The 24,948-nt window shown below is 47.3% G+C and carries 20 protein-coding genes; 17 read left to right on the forward strand and 3 right to left on the reverse strand.

Going from position 1 to position 24,948, the window contains the following annotated elements; genetic code table 11:
- The 3 genes from A6049_RS22725 to A6049_RS22735 all read left to right on the forward strand — a co-directional run.
- Positions 1-1,509 (forward strand): non-ribosomal peptide synthetase (locus A6049_RS22725; RefSeq protein WP_145921947.1); only part of this gene is annotated, 1,509 nt, incomplete at its 5' end.
- 5 nt (positions 1,510-1,514) lie between these two features.
- On the forward strand, positions 1,515-7,235 hold the full coding sequence (locus tag A6049_RS22730; RefSeq protein WP_063566838.1) for a non-ribosomal peptide synthetase: 5,721 nt from the start codon (positions 1,515-1,517) through the stop codon (positions 7,233-7,235).
- A 248-nt stretch (positions 7,236-7,483) separates the two neighbouring features.
- Positions 7,484-9,670: a HelD family protein gene (locus tag A6049_RS22735; RefSeq protein ID WP_063566839.1), complete on the forward strand. Its 2,187-nt coding sequence runs from the start codon at positions 7,484-7,486 to the stop codon at positions 9,668-9,670.
- Between the two features lie 135 nt (positions 9,671-9,805).
- On the opposite strand, the gene A6049_RS22740 is transcribed toward A6049_RS22735, so the two are convergent.
- On the reverse strand, positions 9,806-10,708 hold the full coding sequence (locus A6049_RS22740; protein ID WP_063566840.1) for a DMT family transporter: 903 nt from the start codon (positions 10,706-10,708) through the stop codon (positions 9,806-9,808).
- 34 nt (positions 10,709-10,742) lie between these two features.
- Positions 10,743-11,483: an SDR family NAD(P)-dependent oxidoreductase gene (locus tag A6049_RS22745; RefSeq protein WP_063566901.1), complete on the reverse strand. Its 741-nt coding sequence runs from the start codon at positions 11,481-11,483 to the stop codon at positions 10,743-10,745.
- A gap of 163 nt (positions 11,484-11,646) precedes the next feature.
- On the opposite strand from A6049_RS22745, the gene A6049_RS22750 reads away from it, so the two are divergent.
- The 4 genes from A6049_RS22750 to crcB (A6049_RS22765) are packed head-to-tail and all read left to right on the forward strand — an operon-like array spanning position 11,647 to position 14,672.
- A complete protein-coding gene (locus tag A6049_RS22750; RefSeq protein WP_063566841.1) occupies positions 11,647-12,525 on the forward strand; it encodes a LysR family transcriptional regulator in 879 nt (292 codons plus the stop codon).
- Between the two features lie 53 nt (positions 12,526-12,578).
- Positions 12,579-13,886 carry a replication-associated recombination protein A gene (locus A6049_RS22755; RefSeq protein ID WP_063566842.1) on the forward strand — a complete coding sequence of 436 codons (1,308 nt, stop codon included), beginning with the start codon at positions 12,579-12,581 and terminating at the stop codon, positions 13,884-13,886.
- A gap of 28 nt (positions 13,887-13,914) precedes the next feature.
- Positions 13,915-14,316, forward strand: a complete 402-nt coding sequence (gene crcB, locus A6049_RS22760) for a fluoride efflux transporter CrcB (protein WP_063566843.1) — start codon at positions 13,915-13,917, stop codon at positions 14,314-14,316.
- Positions 14,313-14,672, forward strand: coding sequence for a fluoride efflux transporter CrcB (gene crcB / locus A6049_RS22765; RefSeq protein ID WP_063566844.1), 360 nt, complete (start codon positions 14,313-14,315; stop codon positions 14,670-14,672). Before crcB (A6049_RS22760) ends, crcB (A6049_RS22765) begins: the two co-directional genes overlap by 4 nt.
- A 139-nt stretch (positions 14,673-14,811) precedes the next feature.
- Here crcB (A6049_RS22765) and mnmA read toward each other — a convergent pair whose 3' ends face one another.
- Entirely contained in the window at positions 14,812-15,936 is a 1,125-nt protein-coding gene (mnmA, locus tag A6049_RS22770; RefSeq protein WP_063566845.1) for a tRNA 2-thiouridine(34) synthase MnmA, read from the reverse strand.
- A 323-nt stretch (positions 15,937-16,259) separates the two neighbouring features.
- Here mnmA and cymR point away from each other — a divergent pair, with 323 nt between their 5' ends.
- The 10 genes from cymR (at position 16,260) to A6049_RS22820 (ending at position 24,897) form a co-directional block, all read left to right on the forward strand.
- The gene (gene cymR, locus A6049_RS22775; protein ID WP_063566846.1) at positions 16,260-16,679 is read left to right on the forward strand and encodes a cysteine metabolism transcriptional regulator CymR; all 420 of its coding nucleotides are present in this window, start codon (positions 16,260-16,262) and stop codon (positions 16,677-16,679) included.
- 125 nt (positions 16,680-16,804) lie between these two features.
- Positions 16,805-17,956, forward strand: coding sequence for a cysteine desulfurase family protein (locus A6049_RS22780; RefSeq protein WP_063566847.1), 1,152 nt, complete (start codon positions 16,805-16,807; stop codon positions 17,954-17,956).
- Positions 17,957-18,120: 164 nt separating this feature from the next.
- Entirely contained in the window at positions 18,121-18,642 is a 522-nt protein-coding gene (locus A6049_RS22785; protein WP_024633069.1) for a PRC-barrel domain-containing protein, read from the forward strand.
- A gap of 10 nt (positions 18,643-18,652) precedes the next feature.
- Complete coding sequence (locus A6049_RS22790; protein WP_024633070.1) at positions 18,653-18,862, forward strand: hypothetical protein; 210 nt, start codon at positions 18,653-18,655, stop codon at positions 18,860-18,862.
- A 243-nt stretch (positions 18,863-19,105) separates the two neighbouring features.
- Positions 19,106-20,173: an AI-2E family transporter gene (locus A6049_RS22795; protein ID WP_063566848.1), complete on the forward strand. Its 1,068-nt coding sequence runs from the start codon at positions 19,106-19,108 to the stop codon at positions 20,171-20,173.
- 421 nt (positions 20,174-20,594) lie between these two features.
- Positions 20,595-23,225, forward strand: a complete 2,631-nt coding sequence (alaS, locus tag A6049_RS22800) for an alanine--tRNA ligase (protein ID WP_063566849.1) — start codon at positions 20,595-20,597, stop codon at positions 23,223-23,225.
- A gap of 242 nt (positions 23,226-23,467) precedes the next feature.
- Complete coding sequence (locus tag A6049_RS22805) at positions 23,468-23,728, forward strand: IreB family regulatory phosphoprotein (RefSeq protein WP_024633073.1); 261 nt, start codon at positions 23,468-23,470, stop codon at positions 23,726-23,728.
- Between the two features lie 125 nt (positions 23,729-23,853).
- Positions 23,854-24,270 (forward strand): Holliday junction resolvase RuvX, encoded by a 417-nt coding sequence (gene ruvX, locus A6049_RS22810; RefSeq protein ID WP_063566850.1) that lies wholly within the window; start codon positions 23,854-23,856, stop codon positions 24,268-24,270.
- A 12-nt stretch (positions 24,271-24,282) separates the two neighbouring features.
- Entirely contained in the window at positions 24,283-24,582 is a 300-nt protein-coding gene (locus A6049_RS22815) for a DUF1292 domain-containing protein (RefSeq protein ID WP_024633075.1), read from the forward strand.
- The gene (locus tag A6049_RS22820) at positions 24,583-24,897 is read left to right on the forward strand and encodes a DUF1292 domain-containing protein (protein ID WP_024633076.1); all 315 of its coding nucleotides are present in this window, start codon (positions 24,583-24,585) and stop codon (positions 24,895-24,897) included.
- The last annotated feature ends 51 nt before the right edge of the window (positions 24,898-24,948 follow it).

The raw sequence follows: 24,948 nt of genomic DNA on the forward strand, positions 1-24,948 counted from the left end.
AAGCCAGAAGCGCTGAAGGCCGATGAAGTTACAACTTTGTCCATGCTGATATCCGAAGGAGCGTGGAAAGAAGTCGCCTCTCAGCCTGAGACCGTGGGACAAGTCGTGGAAGAGGTAACGGGTGTAGATGGGTCTGTTCATGCTGATGACATCGCCTATCTGATGTACACGTCAGGAACGACAGGTGAGCCAAAAGGGGTCATGGTAGAGCACCGAAGCATTAACCGGCTGGTAAAAGAGACGAACTATGCTGATTTTACCGATGCCCGAATCCTTCAAACCGGTTCTTTATCGTTTGATGCCTCGACTTTTGAGATATGGGGAGCTCTGCTTAATGGGGGTTGTCTGTACTTGGTTGAAGAGGAAGTATTGACTGATCCAGCAAGCCTAAAACAGGCTGTTGGTCACTACCAAATTAATACGATGTGGCTAACGGTATCTTTGTTTAATTATATCGTTGCTGAGCAAGTGGATGTGTTTGACCCTGTCTCTCAATTAATCATAGGAGGGGAACAGGTATCATTCCAACATATTCAGCATTTAAGAAAGGCGAACTCTCGCATTCGGATAGTTAACGGGTATGGACCGACAGAAAGTACCACATTTGCAGTTACCTTTGATATCGGTCAGGACATGACGGTGCCAATCCCGATCGGTAAGCCGATTTCCAATACCAAAATATATATTCTTGAAAACGAAGGGCTATGCGGTATAGGTGTACCAGGAGAAATTTGCATAGGGGGGGATGGCCTTGCAAAAGGTTATCTGGACCTAGAAGAACTAACCACAGAACGGTTCAGGTTTCATCCAATGCTTTCGGGACAGCGTTTATACCATACAGGTGACCTTGGGCGATGGCGGGAAGATGGTAACATTGAATATCTTGGAAGAATGGATCAGCAGGTCAAAATTCGTGGCTTCCGAATTGAACTGGAAGAGATTGTAGCCCATTTGCGATCCTGTCCTGGTGTTCAGAATGCGGTTGTTACGATATGGAAGGATAACGATGAAAAGTTTCTATGTGGTTATCTTGTGAGTGATGATCAGCTGGATTTGTCACAAGTAAGAAAACGCTTAGAAGAGGAACTGCCATCTTATATGGTGCCATCGCATATAGAACAGCTGGATAGTTTACCTCTAACACCTAACGGTAAGCTGGATCAAAAAGCGTTACCTAAGCCTGATTTTAGATCTAGCAGGGTCTACATTGCACCTAGCAATCCAATAGAGACAGTGATCGCCGATGCGATCGGTACAATATTAGGCGTAGAGCAGGTCAGTATTGAAGATAACTTTTTTGAACTAGGGGGGCATTCCCTCAAGGCGACCAAACTGGTGAACGCGATAGATCAGGCTCTTGGCGTCAGACTTACACTACGGGATATTTTAATGGAACGCACGGCAAAGAACCTGTCTGTACTGGTTAGTTCTAAGAAAGAGACTCCAGATTCGAATACTTCAGACTCAAACTACTCATATATCGCAGTGGCATTAGAAGAGGAGGACTAACAATCATGAGTAAAAAATATCGAATGAGTTCAGCACAGAAAAGAATGTTCGCCATTACGGAGATGTATGGAAACGATATTGTCTATAATGTCCCGATGCTTTGGAAAATTGAGGGGGAGATTGATGTGGAGCGTTTACAGCGCTCCTTCTCCCAGCTTTGTGCAAGGCATGAGCCTCTCAGAACCTATTTTGTGCATCAAAAAGATAAGTTTTTACAAGTGGTTAAGGAAGAGGGCGATATCTATCTTGACTATGAAGAATCATCCGAAGATCACATACAACAGTTGTTCAAGGAGCATGTGAGACCGTTTAACCTCGGTGAAGCTCCTCTGATGCGAGCTAAAATAGTCCGAATTTCATCTAATGAGCATATCCTAATGCTGGATATCCACCATATTATTTTTGATGATGGATCTAAACATGTCCTCCTGTCAGATCTTTGCCATTTTTATAATAATGAGGAAATACCTCCATTGCGTATACAATATAAGGATTACAGCGCGTGGTTAAATTCAAGGGATATGAGTGAGCAGGAGCGCTACTGGACAGACGAGTTTTCTGGAGAAGTCTCTACGCTGGATTTAAAAACGGATTATCCAAGACCGCAGCAGCAGCAATACGGAGGGCGGAGCATAGATCTATTATTACCGCTGGAACTTAAAGCGCTGGTTAAACAGTTAAGTCATCATAGCGGTGCGACAGAATATATGATCTTACTGGCTTGTTTCATGGTACTGATGAATCGTTACACTCGTCAGGACGAGATTGTCGTCGGAAGCCCTATAGCTGGCCGTGTTCATGCAGAGACAGACGAGATGTTGGGAATGTTTGTGAACACATTGGCCATACGTGGGGAATTCCGGACCGGAATGACCTTTCGAACGTTGTTGAGTCAGATTCAGGAACGATGCTTGAGAGCATATGAAAATCAGGAATATCCATTTGACGAATTGGTAGAAAAAATTGGTGTAGAACGTGACCCCTCACGTAATCCGTTGTTTGATGTCATGTTTGTTCTGCAAAAAAATGAACAAGCAAGCTTTAAACTTGGCGATGCGCTCTTAACATCTATGGATGTAGGTCTTACGGTAGCGAAGTTTGATCTCACCGTGAGTGTGGAAGAGGTAGAAGAGGGTTACAACGTAAACTGGGAATATTGTGATGCTTTGTTTGCTGCAGATACGCTTCAGCATATGGCACTGCAATTCAAAGAACTTGTAGGAGAGATCATGGCCCAGCCAGATCTTGTACTTAGCGAGCTTGGACTGATAACTTCGGCCGAACGAACAAGGGTATTAGCCGAATTTAATAACACAGCACGGGAATGTAACCTTGAAAAGACAGCTATTATGCTGTTTGAGGAGCAGGTTGCGCGTGTTCCAGAGCATATTGCTGTGGAATTTCAAGGACGGGTATTAACTTATCGTGAGCTGAACGCAAGAGCTAATGCAGTTGGTGCTGCTTTATTAGAAAAAGGTGTAGGTCCTGATCAAATCGTGGCTTTGATTGCAACACGTTCTCTGGATATGATTATTGGCATCTACGGCATTTTAAAAGCTGGAGCTGCCTATCTGCCAATCGATCCGGAGCAGCCGTTAGAGCGTATTCGCTATATTATTGAGGATAGTGGAACAAGCCACATCGTCTTTGAGGAGAATACTAAAAAGACTGCGGCTGCGCTGGAAGAGCAACAGGGAATACAAATATTAAATGTGGCAGAGGTGCAGGAAGAGATTGAAGAAAACCCTCAACCTTTAGCTAATCCAGAACAACTGGCCTATGTTATATACACTTCCGGTACGACGGGTCAGCCCAAGGGCGTGTTGGTGGAAAATAGAAATCTGGTCAATTTGGTTTCATGGCAGCGTGCAACGGGCGAGCTTCATGAAGACAGCGTAATGCTGCAGAAATCCACTTACATTTTTGATGCAGCTGTATGGGAAATATTTTCAATTCTCCTTGCTGGAGGAAGACTTGTCCTCGCAACTGAATCGGAAAATAGGGACCCGAAAGAGCTGCTGGAGTTGATAGCCAAAACGCAGGTAACTCATGCTCTGATTGTTCCATCTTCATTCAGAATGATTCTGGAATATGCAGAGCTGCATCAACTAGCTGAACAGTTGATGTCTTTGCAAAAAATTTACTTGGGTGCTGAACCTCTTACACCTGATTTGGTAAGCAAATATACGCAACTGACAGGTAGTGGAACGGACAGGCTGGTTAATTTATATGGGCCTACTGAGGCTACGGTTTGTGCGACTTATATGGAGCTTGAGGAAGACATTGAAGGCAACGTCCCTATTGGTCGGCCACTGTGGAATACGCAGATTTATATATTGCAGGATGATTGGTTATGTGGATATGGAATACCTGGCGAGTTATGTATCGGTGGAGCAGGCGTGGCCAGAGGGTATCTTAATCGAACAGATTTAACTAACGAAAAATTCGTCCCAAATCCTTATGTTCCTGGTGGTCGCATATATCGAACCGGAGATTTAGCTCGATGGAAGACAGATGGAACGATTGAGTATCTCGGCAGAATAGGAGATCAGGTTAAAATCCGGGGATACCGTGTAGAACCAGGTGAGATCGAGACTCATTTACGCAATATAGAATCCGTTCAGGATGCTGTTGTAGTCGTTAAAACGGATAACTCTCGTAGTGACTATCTGTGTGCTTATGTAGTCGGCGAAGGCGAGCTGGACGGGGAGCGAATTCGAGAGAATCTGCGCAGCATCCTGCCTTCATATATGGTGCCATCTTATGTGGTACAGCTGGAGGCTCTACCGCTGACAAGGAACGGGAAACTGGACAAGAAAGCACTGCCGGAACCGGACCGGACTTCGACGCAGACGTACACTGCACCGCGGAACGCACTGGAAGAAGTCATTGCTACTGTATTCCGTGAGGTGCTGGGACTTGAACAGGTCGGCATTGATGATGACTTTTACACACTGGGCGGGGATTCGATTAAAGCAATCCGCATTCTGTCCAAGATGAGAGAACAGGGGTATGACCTCGGTGTGCGAACCATTATGCAAGGACGGACGATCCGCGGAATGAGTTCAGAAGTGACGGTCAGTGTCGCCAGTACAGCAGAGCAAGGAGAAGTAACCGGCCCGGTTAATCCTACGCCGATCCAATGTCAGTTCTGGTCCGAATCGTTGGGCGAACCCCATCATTTCAATCAGTCCTTCCTGCTGGAGAGCGTGGAACCGATCCATGAGATGGCGTTGAGGCAAGCTCTGGATGCGATCACTGCTCATCATGACATGCTGCGTGCAGTTTATCGTGAGGGTGTGCAAACCATTCGCCCAATGGCATCAGGTGCGGCCTATGAAATTACTGTATTGGATTATCGCTCGATTACGGATCCAGAAGAGGCGCTGACAGCGATGCATCAGCAGGCAGACCAGATGCAGCAGAGTCTGGACGTGGCGAACGGTCCTCTCGTAAGAGTCGGATTGTTCCATACAAATGAGCGGGATTATGTGTTGCTCATTGTGCACCATCTGTTGATTGACGGGGTATCCTGGCGGATTCTGTTAGAGGATCTGCAGCAAGCTTACGCATCTATCCTGGCTGGACAGGCCGTGACGTTACCTCCGAAGACAGGGTCATATGCGGGATGGAGCAAAGCCTTGGAACGGTACCGGAAGAGCGTAGAGCTTCAGGAGGAACTCGGGTACTGGCAAACCGTAGAAGCGCAGATGGAAGAAAGCGGCAAGCACTGGAGCGGCCGAGGTAGCGGAGAAGGGATGGGACACCTGGAGGTAAGTTTGAATGTGGAGCAGACAGAAGCACTGTTGTATCAAGCCAACCGGGCATACCATACCGAGATCAATGATTTGCTGGTAACAGCGCTGGCCCAGGCCATGTGGACGGTAACGGGACAAGGAACGGCTGCCCTACAGATGGAAGGTCACGGACGAGAACGAATTGGAGAAGAGTACGTGATGGACCGGACTGTGGGATGGTTCACAAGTATCTATCCTGTGGCAGTAACAGGCATGGGTCAAGGTCCGGGAGAAGATATCCAGCAGACCAAGGAGATCTTACGCCGTATACCGAACCGTGGGATTGGCTACGGCATTCTCAAATGGCTGGGTGAAAGCGAGCTATCCGGAATTGAGCCTGAAATTACCCTGAACTATCTGGGTGAATTCGGTCAGGAGACGAACCAAGGGACGTGGCGTCTGAGCGAAGAGGAGCGCGGGGAAGAGGTATCGGAAGCCAACCGGTTTGGAACGCCGATCTCGGTGAACGGAGCAGTGATGGACAAACGCCTGCAGATGCGGATCAGCTATGAACGCGAAGCATGCGATGACCGTCAGATGCATGCTTTGGCCGAAGCGTTCATGCATAAGTTGAAGAACATCGTGAGTCACTGCATTGAAGTGAGCACTTCCCAACAAGCAAGCTCCCATGCGATGGGCAAAGGAAAGTATGGTGCAGAACTGCTTGACCCGCAAAAGTTTCATCATAATACAGATTATCCGGTTCTTAATAGTTATGCTCCTTCTTTGTTACAGCAATTGTTCATTCATACAGCAGACACAGTGGTCATGGAAAAAATTGAATTGCAGGGTTCACGGACCAAGAAAGAAATTATCGAAGCGTGTCATCAAATCATAAGAATGCAATCTGCACTGCGAAGTTCTTATCGGATGGATTCGCTAGTGGGAACGATAAGTGAACATGAGTGGAATCACGCTTGGCATATGCCTTATATCGATTTACGATATGTAAGTCCAGATGAGCGGAATGTGGTCTCTCAGCAGATCAGCAAACTGAGTCCTATAGAATTCAACGAGCGATCTTCACAGTTGCTTGTTAAGCTGGTCATTGTCCGAAATGCCGAGCGGCAACATACGATTCATATTATTGCCCATCACAGTGTCTGGGATAAGACGAGCACAGTCATCTTTAAGGAAATGTTTGAAGAAGGGAGCATGATGAATACTCCTCGTGAAACATTGCTCTCTTATAGTCAATATATAGCGGATAAACACAAGCATAACGATCTATTCAAAGGAAGCGGACTGACTTTACCGGGTAATATGGAAAAATGGATTCCTGTTCTTCATGAATATATGGATCATAACGTATCGAATGAAATCAGCCAGTCGGTTGCTTCGGTGATTCCTCTTGGACCTAATTTGCTGAAGGTGTATAAGGAAAAACCTTGGGATTTACTCATGCATGCCGTTCAAATTATAGCTAAAGAAAACGGTCTGATCCCACCATCTTCAAAGAGGATTCCCGTTTTTATACTTCAAGAGGACCGTGCTTATACACCAGGTAGCTACAGTCATGTTATGGGCGAGTTTCTGGACATGCTTCCTATTGTGGTGCAGGAAGCAGGAGAAACAGGATTTCAATCTATACAGGAACAAGTAGAACATATCCAAAAAGCAAAACGGGAACAAAGTATTCATTATCTCGAACTTGTTCATGAGATTGAAGAACAATTGATGCATTGGCTACCCTCGTTGCTGTCAGTGAATTTCCAAGCTGCATTTGATCTTTCTTATGAAGACTTTAAAAATATGATGACTCTTGACCATTACCGTACGACAAATGAGATTTTTGTTAATCGGTTTGCGGATTCACTGGTCATTTATTATCCGCTCTATTCCAAACGTCAGGATAATCTGGATGCTGTTCTTCAGAAGGAATTCGAATTGTTGGAACAATCCCTTTCCAGCATGACAACATCGATGTAGCAGGGATGGCAATATGGTTGGAGACGTATTGAATCGTTTCCAATGAACGTCAGCATATCTTGCCACGTGAAGCGGCTGTGGACTGAAATTTATTTTCAGACCACAGTCGCTTTCTGTGTAATCATTCATGGTATAACTTTCAAACGGATGTGGCTTTCAATTGCCCTATATGATATAGTAAGTATCCTTTTGAATTGCCAGATCTAGGCGATGCAGAGCAAAACATATTCTTAGGAGGTAACTGAAACATGTCAGACAGCTTTCAAAGTGCCTATCAAGAAGAAGAGTACAGGTTAGAGCGAACGATGAAGGAAGTGGACAGTCAGCTGGAACGGCTGCAGAATATCCCGGTATACACCGGCCACGACTTCACAGAGCAAGTGCTGGAGGCCGGACGTGAAGAGCGCCGCACCGCCTTGTCCAAGAGCGCGCAGCAACCCTATTTCGGACGCTTGGATTTCGAAGAACAGGGCAGTGGTGCACGGAAACCGCTGTATATTGGCAAAATCGGCGTAGACCGCGAAGAGGTGGGAGAGCATCCGCTCGTCATCGATTGGCGTGCTCCTGTCGCAAGCCTGTTTTACTCATTTACCGGAGGGGAAGCCTCCGCAACGTATGAAGCCCCAGAAGGACTCATTGAGGGCCTGGTTTATCTGAAACGAAACGTTGTCATTCGGCAGCGTATATTGGAACGTGTGGCGGATACGTACAATCGGGACAGTGACCAGCCAGCCGTATCAGATGAATTCCTTGTGTATCGATTGGGTGAGAACAAGGACAACAAGCTTCGTGATATCGTATCCACCATTCAGGCGGAGCAGGATCAGATCATTCGTGCGGCGAGAAACACCGCATTGATCATTCAGGGTGTGGCCGGTTCGGGTAAAACAACCGTCGCACTGCATCGGCTTGCCTTTTTGCTATATCAATACAAGGAACAGGTATCAGCGGAGAAAATGGTTATTTTCGCACCCAACCACATGTTTCTGGATTACATATCAGATGTACTCCCAGAGCTCGGTGTAGGAGATATTCAGCAGCGTACATTCCCGGATTGGGCGATGAACCTGCTGGGGTTAGACCTGCCTTTGGCGGACACGTCGGAGACATTGAACACCTGGTTTGAAACGCCGGATGCACGTCCTGAACTCAATGATGATGTGCCTGGGCGTTATAAAGGCTCGATCCGCTTCATGGAACTGATTGGGGAGTGGCTATCCGGGATGGAAGAGGAATCCGTACCTGATATGGACTTCAGCCCATGGGATGGTGCAGTGCTCAGCAAAGCCGAGATTGAGAACTGGTTCGGGGATGAGTACAAACATTATCCGCTGGCGAAACGCAAAGAGCGGGTTATGGCGCGTATTCACCGCTGGATTGAGATGGAACTCAAGAAACCTTCCCTGGAAGCCATTCGCAAAGAGCGTAAGAAGAAAGCGGCAACTCGTGAGAAGGCCTACGCCAAAAAATGGCCTCAATATGAACCGCTTACGCTGTACAAACAGCTGTTTAAGGTTGTTAAAGGCGGTTCGGTACCTGCCTCGCTCAGCGGGCTTATTCCCAAATTGGTGATGAAGCAAACGGCTGCAGATCTGAAGCAGGATATTATCCGTGAAGAGGATTTGCCTGCATTGGTGTACATTCATACCTTGGTTCATGATATTGAAGGCTCCGAGCGATTCGATCATGTCGTCATTGATGAAGCGCAGGACTTTTCTCCTTTTCATGTGGCGCTATTGGATCAGTTTGTCAAAGGGCATTCTTTCACCATACTGGGGGATCTGTCCCAAGGCATTCATGAGTACCGTGGTGTTCACGCGTGGGAAGAGATGAGTTCGCTGTTTCCCGAGGAACAGAATGCATACTTTGCATTGACCCGGAGTTATCGCTCGACAATGGAAATTATCGATTATGCCAATACGATTCTGGAGCGGGGCGTCAAGAGTGGTATTACGGCAATTCCTGTATTCCGGAGTGGTGATCCTGTACGGACATTGTCCTATGGGGTAGAAGGGCGCACAGCAAGCCTCGAACAGGCTCTGAAGCTCTTGACGGTCAAAGACTATCGCACAGTCTCTATTCTGACCCGTACCCTGCGTGAGGCAAAGGAGCTTCACCATGAACTCCAGGCCGCAGGCTGGGATCTGAACTTGATTGACGGCGGCAAAAAACAGTACACAGGCGGTCATTCCGTTTTACCTGTCTATTTGTCGAAAGGGTTGGAGTTTGATGCAGTTATCGTAGCGGATAGCGATGAGAAACACTATTTGCCCAATGCGGGTGATGCGAAGCTGTTGTACGTTGGCTGTACACGGGCATTGCACGAACTGTGGTTATTCCACGACGGCCCATTGCCAGACTATGCTGCTGCAACCCACAATCCGGAAGGCGAGTCTGTTGCCATTCAGGGTTGGCCTGACAGCGAGGCAGAGTGAAACCTTGTTGTTGAACATAGCATGAATATAGAAAGAGCATGGCGCTGTTAAAGCACCATGCTCTTTTTTGTACTTTTCAGATGAGTATTATTATCGAGTGGCTCACCTAAAGTTTCGCTGTTATTCTTCTGCTAGTTAACTTGCAGGTGTACGTTGGGTCAAACCCGGTTTATCCAAAGCTGAGTTATGACTGACGGGACGTCGGTTAACCAGGAAAATCCCCAGACAGATCATTACCCCACCTACACCCACAATCCAGCCGACATGCTCTTCCAACAAGACGAAGCTCGACAGCAGTCCAAACAGCGGTGCCAGAAAAAGAAAGGAACTGGTTTTGGCCGGATCTGTGTTCTGCAGCAAATAAAACCAGAGGGTGAACTGAATGATGGAACAGAAAATTGTCAGCCAAACCAGGACAACGATGGACGTTGTATTTACGATAAAATGAGGCTGCTCTGTAAACACACTCAGTAGAAGCAGTACTGCCCCTCCAGCGAGCATTTGGTAAGCGGTAAGTACAAATGTATCATGAGCAGCTCCCCAGCGCTTAATGAGCAACGTGGATACAGCAAAGGAGACAGCGCCGCCAAACCCAATCCATGTCCCAGGACTCAAGCTCAGATGGAATCCAAAGGTCAACGCCACTCCGACAAATCCGAGAATCACACCGGTCCACTGGCTAAAACGATAGGACACACCATATAGAGCAGCACTCAGGATGATGACAAGCAAAGGATTCGTAAACGTGATAATGGCGGATTCTCCCGAACTAATCCAGTTCATGCTGTAGTAGGCACATCCCATTACTCCCGCCGACTGGAACAGACCGATTACGGCGATTTGCATCCACTGTTTCCACCCCACAGGCATGGGACGTTTTCTGATGATCCACGCTAGTAATGCTCCTGCCAATATATAGCGAAGTCCCATTAACAAAAAGGGAGGAGCATACATCATACCGATTTTTCCTACGGGAAACGAGGTTCCCATGATGAGAGTTGTAACAAGGATCAGGAGCGTATATTTTAAAGGCTTCATCAGGATTCCTCCACTTCGCTTCCCATGCTCATAATCATAACGTCTGACCACTATCTACTGTAATCAGTTGCCCGGTCATGGATGGTTGCTCCAACGCGGCGCATATCATATGTGCAATGTCTTCGCTTGCCGCTATTCGCTGCAACAATAATTCACCACCCAGACGATGCATCTGTTCTTCCTTTCCTGCCCACCATCGGGTTGCGACTGCACCCGGAATGATAGCGTTAACCCGAATATCGGGGGATAGCGAGTGTGCCAAAGACTTCGTCAAACCGTGTACTGCTGCTTTGGAAACTGCGTAAGGAAGGGAGGACCCAGATCCTGTGCTGCCAGCGATGCTGCCTAGGTTAACGATTGCGCCTTGACCTGCCTGCTGCATTCCTTTCGCTACAGCTCGTGCGCAGTAAAACATGCCTTTAACATTAACGTCATATAGTTCATTCCATATGTCATCCGTTACGGATTCCAGATCCTTCATTGGGATATGATGCGTAATGCTGGCGTTATTTACGAGTGCGGTCACAGGGCCAACTTTATTAGTGATAAAGGCTACCATTTGACGAACCTCGACATCTGAACCCACATTAGCCTGAACTGCAAAAGCTTGACCTCCCGCATTCAGAATATGTTGTACAGTCTCTTCGGCCTCATCCTGGGAACGGGAGTAATTGACGGCAACGGTTGCTCCACGACTAGCGAGCAGTATACTGGCAGCTCTGCCAATACCCGTACCGCCTCCGGTTACCAAAGCTACAGTGTTCGTCCAACTCATCATTATTAACACTCCTTATGTGAACTCAGCGAGTAGTAAGTTGCTGTGTTCTGATTACCCCGATTGTAGCTCGAAGCAGCTATACTGTATAATGATTGTTGATGGATTAGATATCATTTTAAATGATGTCAGAATGGATATCGTTTTATTTGGGAGGTTTACTATGGAAAGTGGGGATTTAAGGATATTTCAATGTGTCGCACAAGAAGGGAATCTAACCCGAGCTGCGGAGCGCCTCGGATACGTGCAGTCCAATGTCACAGCAAGGATACGACATCTGGAATCCGAAGTAGGGACACTGCTGTTTATCCGTCATAATCGGGGGATGACGTTATCTCCAGCAGGTGAGATGCTTCTGACGTATGCGGATAAAATTGTAGGCCTGCTCGATGAGGCTGGTAAAGCGTTGAGCTCTACAATTGAACCTTCTGGACCACTACGCATAGGCTCCACGCAGACTACCGCAGCGGTACGTTTACCTGAGCTTTTTGCGAAATATTATAAACAGCATCCGGCTGTCTCCTTATCTTTGAATACAGGTAACTCTCAAGTGCTTATGGATCAGGTTATTGGGTATGAATTGGAAGGGGCGTTTATCGGTTGTTCATGTGATCACCCTGATATTGCTTCTACTCCCGTATTTGATGAAGAACTATTCGTTGTCTCCTCTGGTATGGGACCAGAAGATGAAGAACTCACCAGTAAACCGATTCTGGTCTACAGCATGGGATGTTCGTATCGTCAGATTTTGGAGGAATGGTTATCGGCTAGCGGTGTAACCCGTCCGGTCATTATGGAATTTGGAACCCTTGAAGCGATTATTAGCGGGGTTACATCCGGCATGGGAATTTCACTGTTACCCGAAATCGTCATTCGGCATCAGATCGAAAATGGATCACTGCGCAAGCACACACTCCCGGCAGGCATGAATCGGATGATGACTCATTTTATTACGCGCAAGGATGCTTTTGTCAGCAGTGCGCTTGGCGCATTTATGGGTATGCTGCCGCGGGAGTATGATATGATAGAGAATAGCGATTAATCAGAATTTAATAAGGAACAAGTAAAGGCAATCCGTTAAGGAAGTGATGAGCAATGGATTTATTTTCGTTTCAGCAAGATTCAGAACCTCAAGCAAGACTGCTCGCTGACCGCATGCGGCCAGAGCGTCTTGATGAATATATTGGGCAAGAACACATTATTGGGCCGGGGAAATTGCTTCGGCGCGCTATCGAAGCGGATCAGATCTCGTCTATCTTGCTTTACGGGCCTCCAGGCTGTGGAAAGACGACACTGGCACATATTATTTCCCAGCATACCCAAGGACAGTTTGTCCGTCTGAATGCGGTGGATGCTTCTGTCAAAGATGTACGTGAAGTCATCGAGCAGGCGCAAACGAACAAGCAGTTGTACGGAACAAAAACCATTTTGTTCCTCGACGAAGTACACCGTTTTAATAGTTCACGTCAGGATGCACTGCTGCCTGCAGTAGAGAAGGGCACGATCATTTTTATCGGTGCAACGACAGAGAATCCCTTTCATTATGTGAATGGGGCCTTGATGAGCCGTTCCACGCTGTTTCAGCTGGAGTCTTTGAACAAAGAGCATTCCCTGATTGCGATGCGCCGGGCACTGACGGATGTGGATAAAGGTTTGGGATTCATGGATCTGCAGGCAGACGAGGAGGCATTGGAGCATATTGCGACGATGGCAAATGGCGATATTCGGCGTGCGCTGAACGCCTTGGAACTTGCTGCACTGACTACACCGCCAGAGAAGAACGGCTCGATTCACATTACGCTTGATGTAGCTGAAGAATCTATTCGTCGTCCGATTGTGAAGGCAGATGAATCGACACAATATGATGTATTGTCGGCATTTCATAAAAGTATCCGGGGTTCCAGTGATGCAGCACTGTTCTGGTTTTTGTATGCGGTAGAGAAGCTGGGCATGGACCCGATGACGTTTATACGTCGTCTGATTGCAGCGAGCAGTGAAGATATTGGACTTGCGAATCCGCAAGCGATGACCCAGGCCATTGGGGCGCTGGATGCTTATCGCAATAATGGCTGGCCTGAAGCCAAGCTGAACATTGCCCAAGCGATCCTGTTTGCTGTTGAAAGTCCGAAGTCCAATGCGGTGTACACTGCGATCTCGAAAGCGATGAATGCCATTGATGAGGTGAAATCGGCTGAAGTCCCTCTTCATCTGAGGGATACCCATTATTCCGGTGCAGTGAAGCTGGGACATGAAGGTTACCAATACCCTCATAATTATCCGGGCCATTATGTGAAGCAGGAATATTTACCGAAACAGCTCTCACGCCGTATTTTCTATGAAGCAACAGAACAAGGCAATGAATCCAAGATTCGTCTAAACCAGCAGCGGCGCAGAGAGCTGTAAGATCCATGACCCGGGAGATGCTTGAACGATGAAAGAAATATTCTATATTGGAATCGGTGGAATTTTGGGTACATTATGCCGATATGGGATACAGTTATGGATGCCAGTAGCCAATGAGGGCTTCCCTTGGGCAGTGCTGCTGATCAATGCCATTGGGAGCCTGTTTTTGGGTTGGTTCTTCACCATAGCTGTTCCAGGTAAAATAACGCCTCAACTTCGTCTTGCAATTGGTACGGGATTTACTGGGGCATTCACCACATTCTCCACCTTTACTCTCGATATGGTCCGTTTATCCGAGGGAGGAATGTGGGGGAAGGCTGTTATATACCTCGTTGTGAGTGTATTTGCAGGGTTATTGCTGTGTGCATTGGGGATTAAAGTTGGACAGCGAATGCTGAGTAAACCGACGCAGGATGGTGTTGCACCATGATCATCTGGATTGGACTTGCAGGAATGCTGGGTGCGGTGCTTCGCTACAGTTTGGGTCGATGGATATCCGGTTCGCTCGGAACGGCCTTCCCATGGGGGACATGGGTCATTAATATCAGTGGTTCTCTGTTACTTGGATTACTCTATGGCTGGCATAAGTCAGCTTCAATCCCGGAAGAAGTCTGGGTGATTTGGGGGACTGGATTTTGCGGAGCGTATACCACATTCTCTACATTTGGATATGAGACCCTTGGTTTGATGGGGCAGGAACGTTACTTAAGAGCATTTATATACGTCATCAGTTCGGTACTGCTGGGGGTTGCGGCTTCTTTTGCAGGAGTGTGGCTGGCTGCATAAGTGAAAATAATTATTTTTTTGCAGGAAAAAGAAGGAAAAAAGCCATCCGTCATGGTATACATGAAAGATGGCTTTTGTTATAGGAATACAGGGTATTGTGCAAAATCCATATGGGGAAGGATTCATTTCTGTTATTGATCTATTGCAGCGCCGGTACAGGCACTTTTTGAACCTGATCGATCGTTCCGCCGCCGAGACACACTTCTCCATCATAAAACACAACAGCTTGACCTGGCGTGATCGCTTTTTGCTGTTGGTCAAACTGTACATCCACGCTGCCATCTTCCTGCCATGTCAGGGTTACACCCTGATCCGGCTGACGATAGCGGAATTTGGCTGTACAACGGAATGGTACGTTAGGCATGTGTGCTGCACCTGCGATCCAGTTTACACCTGTTGCAGTCAGACCGGTTGAATACAGGCTTGCATGTGCATCGCCTTGAACGACAAGCAGTTGATTTTTCTCCAAATCCTTGTCTGCCACGAACCAGGGCTCACCATTACCGGAACCGCCAATGCCGAGACCTTGACGTTGTCCAAGCGTATAGTACATCAGACCATCATGACGGCCCTTCACTTCTCCGGTTGCAATATCAACCATGTCTCCACCTTTGGCAGGAAGATAGTTGCTCAGGAACTCTTTGAAGTTGCGCTCGCCGATGAAGCAGACACCTGTGCTATCTTTTTTCTTCGCGGTGTACAGGCCAGCTGCTTCTGCAATCTTGCGCACTTCCGGTTTTGGAAGATGACCAATCGGGAACATGGCTTTGGACAGCTGGTTCTGATTCAGTGCATTGAGGAAGTACGTTTGGTCTTTGTTACTGTCCACACCGCGCAGCAGTTTGAACGTTCCATCTTCTTCAATGAGGCGAGCATAGTGGCCTGTAGCCACATAATCAGCGCCGAGATCCAGTGCTTTGTTCAGGAATTCGCCGAATTTGATCTCACGATTACACATGACATCAGGATTCGGAGTCCGACCCGACTTATATTCATCAAGGAAATAGGAAAATACTTTATCAAAGTACTCTTTCTCGAAGTTGACAGTGTAGTAAGGAATGCCGATCTGTTCGCAAACCCGGCGTACGTCCTCTGAATCTTCTTCAGCAGTACAGTGGCCGAACTCGTCCGTGTCATCCCAGTTTTTCATGAAAATGCCGATGACATCGTAACCCTGCTCCTTTAGCAGCAGTGCGGTGACGGAAGAATCGACACCTCCGGACATGCCAACGACGACCCGTGTATTTTCAATTGTTTTGGACATCGTTATCACCATTTCTCTATATAAATGTGTTTCGTTTCTTATTCTAGCATAACCGGACTCAAGTTACGATACACCCGGCCAACTTTGGATAGTGTCCACCACAGGCGCACATTTTGGAATTTCGTCAATCTTTCTTTTCCATAAAGCATGCAGATATGTTAACATTAGCTGAGGGTTATGATCGGAATACGGAGGATTAGAGGGACTAGGTCTGTATTTTTCATATCCCGCTGTGGCGGATCCTAGAAAGACGGTCTTGGACCACATCCTGTTATTTTATGTTTTACAACTTGTTTTTTCGAAAATTGAAAGAGGTGACTCCTTTGAAAATATCGACAAAGGGCCGTTATGGGCTCACAATCATGATGGAGCTGGCAGCCAGAACAGGCGAAGGCCCTACATCTTTGAAAAGTATTGCCGAGCGCAACCAGCTCTCGGAGCATTATCTGGAGCAATTGATCGCTCCCCTGCGTAATGCAGGACTGGTCAAGAGTATCCGTGGCGCCTACGGCGGTTACATTCTGGCAGGCGATCCTGCTACCGTAACGGCAGGGGATGTTATTCGTGTACTGGAAGGTCCAATCTCTCCAGTGGATTTCACGGAGGAAGATGATCCGGCGAAGCGCGACTTGTGGTTGCGCATCCGTGATGGCATTGCAGAAGTATTGGATTCAACAACGCTGAAGGATCTGATTACATTCCAGGATCAGGAGCAAAAAGACAGCTACATGTTCTATATCTAATATAGTTGATGATGAGCATCACAGACGACACACTAAAGCCCCCATATTTGGGGGCTTTAGCCGTGCAACAAGCTTCTTTAATGGTTTGAAAATATGGAAGTCCAACATATAACGGGGTGAAATCAATGAAAAGAATATATTTGGATCACGCCGCATCGACACCTATGCACCCACAAGTCGCGGAAGCGATGATGAAAGTTATGACAGGGCAATATGGCAATGCATCAAGTATCCATGCCTTTGGGCGTGAAGCCAAACGGACCGTCAGTGGAGCAAGGGATGTCATTGCGGCGTCTTTGGGTTGTTTCCCAGATGAACTCGTATTTACCGGAGGCGGCACGGAAAGTGACAATCTGGCGATATTTGGCGCAGTTTCAGCGAGAAATGAACGGGGACGGCACATCATTACAACGGCCATTGAGCATCATGCGGTACTGCATACTTGTCAGGAGCTGGAGCGACAAGGCTATGACGTGACCTATTTGCCTGTAGATGAGTACGGGAGAATACGTCTGGAAGAGCTGAAAGATGCCATCCGGCCAGATACAGTGCTGATCACCATGATGTATGCCAATAATGAAGTGGGTACGATTCAGCCTATCCGCGAAATTGGTGAACTGGCTCGTCAACATGATATTTTGTTCCATACCGATGCAGTTCAGGCTCTTGGCACCCAGGAAATATCTTGCAAGGAACTGCCTGTGGATCTGATCAGCTTCTCTGCTCATAAAATTAATGGCCCTCAAGGCGTGGGTGCACTATACGTACGACGCGGAATTGTACTGGAAGCGAGATCTCATGGTGGCCTTCAGGAACGGCAACGACGGGCGGGTACCGAGAATATAGCGGGTATCGCTGGTTTTGCGGAGGCGTTGAAAATATCAGGAGAACAAGCGGATGCGCGCCGTGAACATGATCTGGCATTGCGATTAGTACTTCTGGAACAATTGGAGCAGCATGTAGGGTTGGAGCATTTCCACGTCAACGGACATCCGGAATATACGCTGCCCAATATCCTGAACATCAGCTTTCCGGAAGTTTCCACAGAGACGATGCTCATGAATCTGGATATGGAAGGCATCGCAGTTGCGAGCGGTTCGGCATGTACTTCCGGTTCCCTCGAAGTATCCCATGTACTCAAAGCGATGAAGCTGCCGGAGACATTTTTGCATTCCGCGATTCGTTTTAGCTGGGGGTTGGGTAATACTACGGAAGAAATCATGATAACCGCCGAAAAAATTGGAACCATTCTTGGGCGACTGCGTAATAGAGCCTAAGGGGCTCTTTGCACATGGAACAGAAGGAGGGAAGAAGTTCCATTTCATCGGTTGGATAGAAGCGGTTTTGATGATCGGCGTCTGATTGCCACTCATCAACTTTGGGCATACCTAGCAATAGCGCCGCGACTATTTAATGATAAGAAGATGAGGGGGACCCTGCGATGAAGCTTCAGGAAATGATCGGACTTGCCGTTTTTGACGTTGAGGATGGGAAGCAGGTCGGTAAAATCCAGGATTTCATTGTGAATGACGATTGGAAAATTGAAGGCATTGAACTTGAAAACAAAGGCCTGTTTACCAGTCATGTCAAAATCGTGCAGTGGCAAGATATCGTTGCCTACGGCGAAGATGCCGTCATGATCCGTAATCAACAGGCTGTCCGCAAAACGGGAGCCGACGACATAAAACACACGTACCTCCTCGGCCAGTCTAAATTGAAGGAGATGTCCGTGCTCACCGAAGAAGGTTTGCTGCTTGGACGTGTCTCTGATGTTTATTTTGACCAGGAGTTGGGAAATACAATAATAGGGATTGAAATTACGGACGGTTTTGTGTCCGATTTGATTGAGGGCCGCAAATGGCTGCCATGTACAAGCGATATGTCTATTGGGGAAAGTGCCATTATGGTGCCGCCGCTGAGTGAACAGCGCTTGGAAAATGCCATTCATTCTGTTAATGGATAGGTGAATGAATATGAAATGTCCAAACTGTAGTTCCAAAGATATTGGGAAAATCGGTTCCCACCAGTTTTATTGCTGGGGATGCTTTATCGAATTAACAGTGAACGGTGAGAAAATGTCCGTATACCAAGTGGAAGAAGATGGCACGCTCAGCTCCCTCGATGATCTGTTCTTCGGGGAAGAGCTGCCGCAAGACTTCCCTCATCTTCATGCTTCTTCTTAATAAGAAGCATAACTTCTTCTATATGCGGTTTCATGACAAAGACTGTCATTGAATGCTGTCATGACAGATGTATATAGTTGCGGTTACATAGTGGTTCAAGGGAACTTGTATGAATATATGCTAACCCGGATCACAAGATGCGTCTCCTTCGTTATGAAGGAGACGCTTTTTTTGTGTGTTAATAAATATTCCCTTCCTTACATATACTGACTTTCAGAGCCAGTCCAAAAGGGAGAGATGCAAGTGGAACAATTAACCAAAAACAAGCTGTTCCGTTATGCCATCTGGCTGCTACTCGGATTGATTATTCTGTATTTTATATGGCTGCTGCGGCCATTACTGCTTCATATATATGGATTTTTGAAAACAGTGCTGGCACCATTTATCGTGGCTCTCATCATATCCTATGTTCTCAATCCGATTGTAAGCATGCTGGGAGGGCGCAAAGTCCCTCGAACCATTGCCGTGTTGTTAATCTATGCTTTTTTCCTCACCTGTATCGGGGTCATCCTGATGAATGTCATTCCGGTGTTGATTGAACAGTTGGAGGAACTGAACGAGCATATGCCGGAGCTGTCGATGCGTGCCCAGAGTCTGATGAACAATATGGATCACAAATTAATGCCGCCAAGTGTGCGCACAGGTATGAACAGCTGGTTTTTCCAGATGGAGGATCGGCTGACCCAGGGGATTACAAAGCTGATGGATAATATCGGGACAACCATTAATGTGTTGTTCAATGTGTTTATCGTGCCATTTCTCATTTTCTATATGTTAAAAGATTTTGAGGTGTTCGAGCGTACGATTGTGGCGTACCTGCCCCGCTCACGGCGCAAGGCCATTGTTTCGGTTATGAAAGAGATTGATACGGCCTTGGGAAACTATATTCGCGGACAGTTTATCGTCTGTGTGATTGTGGGCATCTTTGCCTATATCGGTTACATGGTCATTGATATGCCTTATGCACTGCTGCTCGCGAGCATTGTCGCTGTATTTAACATCGTGCCTTATTTGGGGCCGTTTCTTGGAGCTGCTCCTGCAGTGGTGATGGCGTCTACGGTATCGTTCAAAATGGTGCTTTTCGTTGTTATTGTGAACACACTGTGCCAGGTGCTGGAGAGCAACGTCATCTCCCCTCAGGTGGTAGGGCGGACTTTGCATTTACATCCGTTGTCGATTATCTTCGCGCTCCTTGTGGGAGGCGAACTGGCGGGCATAGTAGGTCTCATTCTAGCGGTGCCAGTTTTTGCTGTTCTGAAGGTCATTGTGCAGCACTTTTTTGCCTATTACATCAAAAGAAGAACGGACTAATCGTAGCAACAGTCTGGTCCTAAAGGGTGCGTTGACACCATATAGGCATATCGATATAATGGAGGGGTATGTTTAGAACAAGAAATCGATGATGAAATGAAGTACGCCGAGGTTCCTTTCCTCAGAGAATAGACTTCTTCGGATCAGATGTAATCTGAGCCCGATGGCTGGAAGAGTCTTGAAAGTTGAAGCGGCGGAAAGCTAATTTCGGAGTGCAGGACAACCCTGCCGGGAGCGACCGTTATTTCGCATCAACGAGGAGATTGTTTGTTTCATCTGCGGATGAACAGCAATAACCAGGGTGGTACCGCGATTACAATCGTCCCTGACTATCAGGGGCGTTTTTTGTGTTTATTTTTACTTGTTAACAACCCGGAGCGAATACGCACCGGACTATTATAATTAATTGGGGGCACTCCGTATGAAAGCCAGTGAAATCCGGTCCAAATGGATAGAGTTTTTTGCAAGTAAAGGTCACAAAATCGAGCCAAGCGCATCGCTTGTACCTCATAATGATCCATCCCTTCTGTGGATCAATGCGGGTATGGCACCGTTGAAACCGTATTTTGACGGTCGGGAGAAACCGGAGAATCCACGTCTTGCCAACTCCCAAAAATGTATTCGTACAAACGATATTGAAAATGTCGGTAAAACTCGCCGTCACCATACGTTCTTCGAAATGCTCGGTAACTTCTCCATCGGAGACTATTTCAAGGAAGAGACGATTACTTGGGCATGGGAATTTCTCACAAGCAAAGAATGGATCGGTTTTGATCCGGAACGTCTCTCCGTAACGGTATACCCGGAAGACGAAGAAGCCTTCAAACTGTGGAACGAAAAAGTAGGCTTGCCTGCTGAGCGTATCATCAAACTGGATGAGAACTTCTGGGATATCGGCGAAGGTCCGTGTGGACCTTGTACCGAAATCTTCTATGATCGCGGCGAAGCTTATGGCAACGACATGAATGATCCCGAGATGTATCCAGGCGGGGAAAATGAACGTTACCTCGAAGTATGGAACCTGGTATTCTCCCAGTTCAATCACAACAAGGACGGTAGCTATACACCGCTTCCGAACAAAAATATTGATACAGGCGCAGGTCTGGAACGCTTTGCATCCATTCTGCAAAATGTGGATTCCAACTTTGACACAGATCTGTTCCAACCAATGATTCAAAGAACAGCGGCTCTTGCCGGTGTGAAATATAATGACAGCGTAGAGATTGACGTTGCACTTAAAGTCATTGCCGACCACATTCGGACCGTTGCCTTTGCTGTGGGTGATGGCGTTCTGCCAAGTAATGAAGGACGCGGATATGTCATTCGCCGTTTGCTCCGCCGTGCCGTACGTTACGGAAAAGTACTGGGACTGGACCGTCCATTCCTATATGAACTGACAACGACTGTTGGTGAAGTGATGGGTATGTACTACCCGGAAGTCGTGGACAAACAGGAGTTTATCGCTAAAGTGATCAAAACCGAGGAAGAGCGTTTCCACGAAACACTCACAGATGGTCTGGCTATTCTTGCGGATATCAGCGGCACAGCCAAGTCCGAAGGACGTACGGTTATTAGCGGGCCTGAAGCGTTCAAACTATATGATACGTACGGTTTCCCGTTTGACCTGACAGAAGATTATGCAGCAGAGCATGGTCTGACGGTAGATCGTGAAGGTTTTGATGCTTCGATGCAGAAGCAGCGTGAGCTGGGACGTGCAGGACGCCAAGAAAGCGAGAGCATGAAGGTTCAAGGCGGACCGCTTGCCGATCTTGCGGTTAAAAGCGAGTTTGTTGGTTATAATGACCTGTTGACGGAAGCAAAAGTGGTAGCCATCGTTGCTGGTGACGCACTGGTAGACTCCGTAAGCGAAGGACAGACATGCCAGGTCATCCTTGATAAGACTCCGTTCTATGCGGAAAGTGGCGGACAAGTGAGTGACCAGGGCTTGCTGCGCGGAGCCAGTGTAACGGCGAAAGTGCAAGGTCTGTTCAAAGCTCCGCTGGGACAACACGTACATCTGGTGACTGTAGAGTCCGGTGAACTGCGTGTGGGTGATGTGATTAAAGCTGAAGTGGATGCGTCCAAACGCGGCGATATTATCAAAAACCATACCGCAACTCATTTGCTGCACAAAGCGCTCAAAGATGTGCTCGGAACGCATGTCAATCAGGCAGGATCACTCGTAGAGCCTCAACGTCTGCGCTTTGACTTCTCGCACTTCGGCAGTATTACGCCGGAAGAATTAACAGAGATCGAGCGTCAGGTAAACGAACAGATCTGGAATCGTCTGAACGTAAACATTGAACTGAAAGCTATTGATGAAGCTAAAGAAATGGGTGCAATGGCACTGTTCGGTGAAAAATACGGCGATATCGTACGTGTGGTACAAGTCGGAGACTATAGTTTGGAACTTTGTGGTGGCTGTCACGTAAACAATACATCAGAGATTGGTATCTTCAAGCTGGTGAGCGAGAGCGGAATCGGCTCCGGCGTACGTCGGATCGAAGCTGTGACTGGCCGTGGCGCGTATCTGTATGTAGAAAGTCAGCTTGAATTGCTCAAACAATCCGCATCCCTGCTCAAAGCAAATGTGGCGGATGTTCCTAAACGCATTGAAGGTCTGAATCAGCAATTGAAAGAAGCTGCGAGAGAGACTGAATCACTGCAAAGCAAACTGAGTGCCATGGAAGCAGGCGCATTGACAGATCAAGTGGTACAAGCAGGAAATACACAATTGCTTGCAGCTCGTGTGGATGCTCCGAACATGGATGCACTGCGTACAGTGGCTGATGAATTGAAAGTAAAACTGCCTAATGCAGTACTCGTACTGGGTGCTCCATCTGACGGCAAAGTGAATTTTGTTGTAGCTGTCCCTGCTGAACAAGTAAAACAAGGGCTGCATGCAGGTAAAATCGTCAAGGAAGTTGCGGCAGTATGCGGCGGCGGAGGTGGCGGACGTCCTGATATGGCGCAAGCCGGCGGCAAGGATGCAAGCAAGCTGGATGAAGCGTTGAAACGGGCGGTTTCACTGGTTAGCGGGCATATTGCATAAATCCATTGAGCGGCTTTCAATCTTCAAAATATAAATCGAAATGGTTCTGTTCGTTTATATTTTGTACCCAAGAGCGAGTGGAATCGAATGATGCAATATGCTGAAGCCAGTAAAGGACAAGCAAAAAACACAATTGGCTTATCCTTTGTTTACTTGTGGCAGTCAGAATATGTTATTATATAAGCAGAAATCAATTCGGCAGGACATGGTCCCCATGTTCATGCAGGAGCGAGGTGTCATCAATGGACTCCATGGATAAGACGGTTAAATTTAATGTGAAAGCCGACGAGCAGGAAGCATCCTCCAAAGAGATTCTTCTCACGGTATATGATGCACTGGTGGATAAGGAGTATAATCCTATTAACCAGATTGTCGGGTATCTGATTTCTGGAGACCCCGCATACATCCCTCGTCACAACAATGCACGCAGTCTGGTCCGTAAAAAAGAGCGTGATGAGCTGATTGAAGAGCTTGTTCGTTCTTATCTGGCCAATCACCGGTAATGTACATCGCTTCCGCTGTGATGCAGCTATGCAGGCAGCGGGAAATGAACCGACAGAAGACAGCCTGAAGCTTGAGAAGGCGATTATTAATCGACCTAAGCAGGCTTGAGGATGGGAGAGCATGGATGAAAATATTAGGTTTGGACTATGGGGACCGAAGAATCGGAGTTGCCGCTAGTGACGCCTTCGGTTGGACTGCCCAGGGATTGGAAGTACTTGAACGCCGCCGGGATGAAGGTGAGTTCGTTCGGATTGCTGAACTTGTGCGTGAGCATGAGATTGGCGAGATCGTAGTCGGACTTCCCAAAAACATGAACGGCACCGTAGGGCCGCGTGGTGAAATATGCATCGCTTTTGCCGACCGCCTGCGGGGCGAACTGAATTTACCTGTTCACCTTTGGGATGAACGGCTGACAACCATGGCAGCAGAACGAACGTTGCTTGAAGCGGATGTCAGTCGCAAAAAACGCAAGCAGGTTGTGGACAAAATGGCCGCAAGCTTGATTTTGCAAAATTATTTGGATGCCAATAGTAAAAGGTGAGGGGGATCAACAATGGCTGAAGATCAACTGGGTATGGAAGAAGAATCGGAGATTATTTACATTGCGGATGACGAGGGTAATGAAGAGGAATTCGAAGTCATCATGAAATTCGAAGTGGACGGTTCGGAGGCCAAGTACATGATGGTTGCTCCGGTTGAACCCGAAGATGGAGAGACGGATGTTTATGCATTCCGTTATGAAGAAGAGGGCGACGATATTAAACTTTTCGTCATCCAAGATGATGCCGAATGGGATATCGTCGAGGAGACGTTTAATACATTTCTTGCAGAAGATGAAGAGGAAGCGAACTAAATGACAGAATACAGCCGCGAAGACTTGAAATGGACAGATTCGCTGCGTCTGGCTTTTGGTGCTCACGTTGAGCTGGAAGAAGAGAACGGTAAATCGCATCCGTATGACCTGCTGGCTGAGTTTGAAGTGAAGGGCCAACAGTATGCGGTGCTCCGCAGTTCATTACGTCCTTATGACGAAGTTGAACTTCTGCGGGTTTTACCGGGAAGTGAAGGCCAGATCATGCCGGAATTAGTTACGATTGACGATGATGATGAATGGGAGAACATCTCTGAACTGTATGATGAGTGTACACTCCCCATTGACGAAGATTGATTGATCAGCTTCAAATTGAAGAAACCGGAAGGGCGGAGAAGTCCGCTCTTT

Source organism: Paenibacillus sp. O199 (assembly GCF_001636635.1).
Taxonomy (GTDB): Bacteria; Bacillota; Bacilli; order Paenibacillales; family Paenibacillaceae; genus Paenibacillus; species Paenibacillus marchantiae.